Raw genomic sequence first — 6,915 nt, 5'->3', positions numbered from 1 at the left:
CAGCAAGTTTGCAAGTCTCTGTAGAACGATCATCATGCGGGCGTGTTGCTTCTCGCGATCTCTGCGCACGCATATTCCAAATACCGGGGCCGTGCTGCCTTCCAGTGCTAGACCGGTTAGCAAACCGCCATGCGTAGCACCACTGCCTGACGGCACAACCACCGCATCGAAATTTGGCATCTGGGCGCACAATTCCTGTCCGCCAACGACATAGCCCAACGCCCCCAGAGGTGGATGATTCAAGCCCAGATGAATGACGTATGGCGTGCGGCCTTGGGCCTTCAATTCGTCAGCACGCGCGTGCAATGCCGCGTCGGCCCCAGCTTCGTCTTCGCCCTCGGGATAGCTCATATGCTCGGCACCCAGAATCTGTGCCAAAAATACGTTCCCGGACCTGTAATACTCTTCGTCCATATCTGGGACACGCTCTTCTAATTGAAGCACGGATTGCATGCCCAGCTTAGCGGCCGCCGCAGCTGCAGATCGGACAAAATTGGACTGAACAGCACCGGTGATTAGAATGGTATCGGCACCTTGTTGCTGTGCATCGCCGAGGTAGAATTCGAGCTGCCGTGTTTTATTGCCGCCAAACACAAGCTCCGTCAGATCATCGCGCTTGAGCCAGAGATCGATCCCCAATTCCGCTGACAACCTGTCCAAACGTTCCAGAGGTGTCGGGCCCGACATAAGCCGGGCGCGAGGAAATCTCTCCAGATTGTCGTTTCGTTGCATCGTGCACCTCCCGGGATTATGCAATCATATAGGCGCGCTGGAACAGGACACAGCAGGCGATGAAAGAAACCACGCGGATCGCGGCTATGACGACCGACTGCGGCAAGTAAGAGCCCCCTGCCCGTCCAAGCAGGCTGCCTACCAGCGTGATTGTGACAAAGCCGAGCAGTTGCGGCTCGTATGTGATGGCCTGCGTTTCGGACAGGCTGTGCAACACGAATGCAATGCCGTAAGCCACCAGCGCGATGGGTTGCACCAGCTTGGCCACCTCTTTGGCTGAACGGCCCTTTGCGATCAAACCAAACACCATAAGTGGGCCCGGTGTTGCTGCCCAGACGGTTGCAAGCCCGGACAGCCCTGTAATGGCTGAAAACCCAAAACGCCCGATTGTACCGCGCAAGGGAAGCAGGGTGGTGATCAAGCCGATCAACAACAAGCAGGCCGTCAAGGCCAGAACAAACGCCTCGTTCAACAACGGATAAACAGTAAGACCGGCAACTACACCGACACAACATGCGATGATAGCATTAAGAATGAGTGGCTTGTTGTTCTTCAGTACATGACGGTCCGTCGCGACTACCGACACAAGGGTATTCAGCAACAGCAATATGGGAACTGCCGTCGAGGTGCCGAGCAGGATCATCATCGGGGGACCCGCGATGATACTGAAACCGATGCCCACGCCAACCTGCAGCATTGCCCCGAGGCAAATGGCGGCCATCAAAATGGACAGATCAATGGTCACATAGCACTCCTGCAGCTTTGGCATTGTTGCAAGACCTCAGATATCCTGAGGTTACGGCCATGGTCCATGTCATTCCTTCATTCGAATTGATTGGCACGCACTAACGCTGCCGGGGCATCAATCCAGAGTATAGCTCGCGGGCCGCTACGGAATGTGCCATTTGCGCAAGTGTCGTCAGATCATACACGGGAAGGCACAGTTCTTCCTGAAGGCGCGATGCGTAGGGCGGCAGGTCTGTACACTCCAAAACCAGTGAGCGGATATCAGGGGCCTCAAGCATCAGGCTACGGGCTGCGTTCAGGACCTCGGCCTCGATCAGGTCTGTGTCCATACGGGTGCGGGTATTCCGCAAGATCACTTCTGCAAATTCACTAGTGTCCTCCAGTCCCTTCACCGCCACCGGAACACCGGCGGCACCGACGCCTTCAAAATGCCGGGCAGTCAAAGCAGAAGCGTCTGCAGTCAAAACACCCACCGGAGCGTTCGCGCCGGTCATGTGATAAGCCAGCGGCACCTGGATCAGGCTGGAAGCAAACACCGGAACTGAAACCGCTGCAGCCAGTTCTTTTTGAAACAGCGCAAGAAAGCCACAGCTGCCGGTAATGGCGCGCACGCCTTCGGCCTCAAGCCGTTTGGCACCTTCGATGAAGGGTTCAAGCAATTCCGGCGTAGGGTTGTTCAGAAGTGTCGGGACAGTCACCCCGTCGATCATTTCATACAGAACCGGAAATGGCAGGCTGGACGGGTTCTTGATATGGCCCGGTGGCTTTGGGAAATAGCTTTCAAGGCAAAGCACACCGATTGAGGCCCCGCAGATATTCTGGCCGCCTTGATAAATTGGCATTGTCATCAGGTCCTTTTTTGATTTGAAAGTTCAAAACCGGGTTGGTGTATACGGTGCTAGATCGATATTCGGGATGCGATCCGAGACGATATCCGCCACTAGCTCGCCGGTTTTCGGGGCCATCATCAGCCCGTAATGAGAATGCCCGAACGCTGCATAGAGTCCCTCTTGGTCTTTTACTTGCCCGATTGCGGGCAAGCTGTCCGGGAATGACGGGCGCCGACCCATCCAAAACCGCGCCTCACCTGTATCAAGCTCGGGCATCATGGCCTTGGCCTGTTGGGACAGGATTTGCTTCTTCCGTGGGTCAGCGGGTGCATCGGCGCTGCCGAATTCAGCCGTACCGGCGACCCTAAGCCCCCCAAGCATCGAACTTGCGACCACCTTTGCATCCACATCCATGACCGAGTTGTTCAGTTCGACCGCAGGGGTTGGGAATTCGACATGATAGCCCCTTTCGGCCACGAGAGGCATAGGCAATCCCAATGGTTTCAACAGGTCGGCAGACCATACGCCTGCCGCAAGAACAACATGGCTGGCGGTTAGCGTATCCTGCGCAGTTGCAATCTGCCAACCACCCTCTTCCGCGGGGGTAAGCTTGGTGACTTCGGTTTGCACAATTTCAGCACCTTGCACTTGCGCCTTTTCGGCCAAAACCGCTCCCACACGTCCCGGAGCGGTTACACGCGCTTGCCCTTTGATCACAATCGCACCTTTGAACGCTTCGGACATAGCGGGCTCCAATCGGCGCAGTTCGTCACCGTCGACGCGTTCCAGATCGCCGCCTTTTTCGCGGCGGATAAGATATCCAAGCCCGTCCAGATCAGCCTGTTCTGGTCGGCGAAAGGCGTGGATGTAATAGCTATCGGTGATCAGGTTCTCGTGCCCGGTACCATGTAAATGACGCCGGTACAGATCGACGGAGGGGCGACAAAGAACCTCCATCGCGTCCGAGACTTCGCGAACAGTTTTTTCTCCTGAGTTTCCGAGAAATCGCAACCCCCAAGGAATCATTTTGGGCCAGAAGCTGGGCCTGACTGACAGCGCGCTCTTAGGGTCTAGCAGCATTTTGGGCAGCATTTTCCAGATACCGGGCATTGCTTGCGGAATGATCGACCAAGGCGAAACCACACCAGCATTCCCGAACGAGGTTTCCTGACCCGGCTCACCTCGATCGATCAGCCGAACCTGAATGCCCCGTTCCTGCAGCGACAAAGCGCAACAGATGCCGACGATTCCTGCGCCGATGATGGTCACTTGTTCTGTCATCAGTTCAGGCCGGAGATTGACTGCGGTTGCGCGCGATCAATTGGGTGACGATGACAGGCGAGGCAACGGCCAGCGCGATCAGGTCTGCCGTCAGGCTGGGCGCGACAAAGATAATCCCCGCAAGGGCCATCAGAATCCGCGCCGCAACATTCATCGGTTTCAGCCAGTAGCCCACAACCGCAGCCGACAGGGCGATAACCCCGGCGATACAGCTGGCGGCGGTGTAAGTGAACTCCCAGAAATTGAAGCCGGTTGAGGATACGAACAGCAGAACTGGCGCATATACGAAAGCCATCGGCGCAATCACCTTGCCCAATCCAAGAGTGAATGCCGACAGGCCAGTGCGGAACGGATTCGAGTTGGCAATTGCAGCAGCCGCGTAGGCCGACGTACAGACCGGTGGTGTGATTTCTGACACCACGCCGTAATAGAGCACGAACAGGTGGCTGGCGATGGGAGGAACGCCGAGCTGCGCCAAAGCAGGCTGTGCGACCGATACCAGCATGATGTACAACGCTGTGGTCGGGATACCCGCGCCCATCAGGATACAGACGATGGCTATGAAGACCAGTGAGATGAATAGCTGCAGGTCTTCCATGGCAAACAGCTGGAAGCTGCCGAACGAGATCATGTTGTAAATATCTGAAGCCAGATTGCCCGCGCCCTGTGTCACCATGAAGCCAATGCGAAAGCCGATGCCAGTGGTGTTGATCACTCCGACCACGATGCCAACCGCAGCCGCTGCGGCACCAACGGCCAGCGAGTACTTCACGCCCAGTTCGACCGCCTGCAGCATCTCGGGCACTTCAATCCGTTTCTGTGGATTCAGCGTGGCAATAACCGACAGGCCACAAAGGATTGCGGTCATCGTCAGGTCGAACCCGCCATCCGAGAATTTCCAAAGCACAAAAGCCAGGAAAGCCGCGGCATAGACCAGCGTTGGCGGCTGTTTGATCCGCGACATGCCCGCGATGACCGCCAGAGAAATACCGCAAAAAGCGGACATGAATGGCGTGTAGCCCGTAAACAGCACCACCAGCAGGCCGATCAGTGGCACGATATTGGCCCAGCCTTCCGCCCAAACGGCTTTGAGTTGCGGCAGCTGCTCTTTCGCCAGACCTTTCAGGTTCAGCTTGCGTGCCATCAGGTGCACCACAGCGAAGACGCCGACATAGTGCAGTATTGCTGGGAAGATCGCCGCGATCACAATGGTGGTGTAGGGGACCTCAAGGAACTCGGCCATGATGAAGGCTGCAGCGCCCATGATCGGCGGAGTGATTTGGCCACCAGCAGAAGACGCAGCCTCAACCCCGCCCGCAAAATGGCCAGGGTATCCGAGGCGCTTCATATTGGGGATAGTCAATGCTCCGGTCGATACGGTGTTGGCCACCGATGAGCCCGAGATCGTGCCAAAGAAAGCTGAGGACACCACTGATACCTTTGCCGGACCACCAGTATAACGGCCCGCAAGTATAGTCGCGTTGTCGATGAACAGCTGCCCCAGACCGGTGCGTTGCGCGATGACGCCGAACAAAACAAAGTGAAAGACGATAGTCGAAACCACCCAGAGCGTGACGCCGTAGATACCTTCCTGCGGAAAATACATCGACGATACGAAGGTTTTGAAATTCACGCCGGGATGCTGCAGCAGTCCGGGGAAGTACGGCCCCAGCAGGGCGTATGAGATGAAAACACAGATGATAAGGGGCAGCACCCAGCCCAGCGTGCGCCGCGCAATGTCCAGCACCAAAAGGATGATGACGACACCCAGAAATACATCATAGTTGTTGGGGTTGCCCATCCGGAACGTCTGTTCCTCGATCCCAAGGAACGGAATGCCGCGCCAGGCTACGCCAACATAGAGCGCGGCAACGATGCCAAGCGCCATGAAAACCAGATCATAGAGCGGGATGTTACCGATGCGGAACCGGCTGACCTTAAGGGCATAAAGGCTCTTTGCCCCAACAATCGGGATTGTGGCATAGACCAGAATGAACAGCAGGGCGAGGTAGATGCCCATGTGCCAGTGGTCTGCGGGCAGGCCGAATCCGGCCGTGAAGAATTCGTAGAACGCTAAAATCAGGGCCACAACACGGAGAACTTTTCCAGCGGTGGGCGTCACCTGCCGGACGGCGGCACCTTCATCGAACTGTTCCTCGATGGCCGCTAGTTCCTCGGCTGTCAATTCGTGGTCATCAAGTTTCTGGGTCTCGGACATGATGGCCTCCCGATTTCGCATAGTTCCAGTGTGCGGTGCCCCACATAGGGGCACCGACGATACAGTTCAGTCCGTTACGTTTACTGAAGAAGTCCGGCTTCTTTGTAGAACTTCTCGGCACCCGGATGCAGTGGAACACCCAGCGCCTCTACACCATCCAGCGCGGTATCGGGCGTGATCTGCTTACCCTTGGCATGGCCGTTGTCCAGTAGCTTGCGGGTGTTGTCGTTCCACAGGGCTTTGGTCAGCTGATAGACCAGATCTTCAGACAGATCCGAGGACACAACCAGCATAGCACTGACCGCAGGGGTCTTGGTTTCCGCGTCTATGCCTTCATAGACACCACCCGGAATGGCCGAAGGGATATAGGCCGGAATGATCTCGTTGATCTTGGCCAGATCTTCATCGCTGAACGAATGCAGGTTCATGCCTTTGGTCGACGACAGTTGTACCATCGCGGCAACTGGCCAGCCCGCAGCGTAGAAATAGGCGTCTAACTGACCGTCAGCCAAACGCTCGGCGCTTTGACTGTTGTTCAGTTCGGCTTCATCCATATTGTCGCGATTCACGCCCCAGGCGTCGAGCATCTGCAAAACTGCAACCTGCGTACCCGATCCGGCCTGTGCGATACCGACGCGTTTGCCTTCCAGATCGCCCAGGTCGTTGATCGTCTGACCGGCGGGCAGCACGAGATGCAGGTCCTCGGGGAACAGATTTGCTACGATGCGAAGGTTAGGATGAGGTTTACCCTCGAACTTGCCTTCGCCCAGATACATTGAACGGGTCACATCGGCTGCGGCCAGACCGGCCTCAAGCTCACCATTCTGCACTGCGGCATTGTTGAACACCGACGCTGTCGTGGATTGCGCGATTGCGATCAGGCCCGGGACGCCACATTGGCCACCTTCTTCGCACGGGCGAGATCCCGGAGGGGCAGAAATTCCGTTGGCGATGGTGCCGCCGATGGGGAAGTAGGTTCCGCCTGCGCCACCGGTCCCGATGCGGAAGAATGTTGGATCCTGCGCCAGCGCAGGGGCGGCAAGCGCGCCTGCCAAGGCCAGTCCGGTCAAACATTTCACGAATTTCATAATCATCTCCGTTGTTGGA

The 6,915-nt window shown here is 56.7% G+C and carries 6 protein-coding genes; all 6 read right to left on the bottom strand.

The features are described from left to right. The coding region (locus tag ACRZ9U_RS17450; protein WP_480902522.1) for a pyridoxal-phosphate dependent enzyme at window positions 1-732 on the bottom strand (732 nt) is incomplete at its 3' end. A gap of 16 nt (window positions 733-748) precedes the next feature. After that, a complete protein-coding gene (locus ACRZ9U_RS17445) occupies window positions 749-1,501 on the bottom strand; it encodes a TSUP family transporter (protein WP_170736149.1) in 753 nt (250 codons plus the stop codon). Between the two features lie 76 nt (window positions 1,502-1,577). Continuing rightward, window positions 1,578-2,327, bottom strand: coding sequence for an aspartate/glutamate racemase family protein (locus tag ACRZ9U_RS17440; RefSeq protein WP_480886628.1), 750 nt, complete (start codon window positions 2,325-2,327; stop codon window positions 1,578-1,580). 24 nt (window positions 2,328-2,351) lie between these two features. After that, on the bottom strand, window positions 2,352-3,590 hold the full coding sequence (locus ACRZ9U_RS17435) for an NAD(P)/FAD-dependent oxidoreductase (protein WP_170611509.1): 1,239 nt from the start codon (window positions 3,588-3,590) through the stop codon (window positions 2,352-2,354). A 4-nt stretch (window positions 3,591-3,594) separates the two neighbouring features. After that, window positions 3,595-5,808 (bottom strand): TRAP transporter fused permease subunit, encoded by a 2,214-nt coding sequence (locus tag ACRZ9U_RS17430; protein WP_170407117.1) that lies wholly within the window; start codon window positions 5,806-5,808, stop codon window positions 3,595-3,597. An 80-nt stretch (window positions 5,809-5,888) separates the two neighbouring features. Then, window positions 5,889-6,896, bottom strand: coding sequence for a TAXI family TRAP transporter solute-binding subunit (locus ACRZ9U_RS17425; protein ID WP_170394045.1), 1,008 nt, complete (start codon window positions 6,894-6,896; stop codon window positions 5,889-5,891). Window positions 6,897-6,915 lie beyond the last annotated feature (19 nt).

This window comes from Ruegeria sp. D7 (assembly GCF_056534355.1).
The sequence above is the reverse complement of the archived record's forward strand: the minus strand, read 5'-3'. Positions and strand labels throughout refer to the sequence as shown.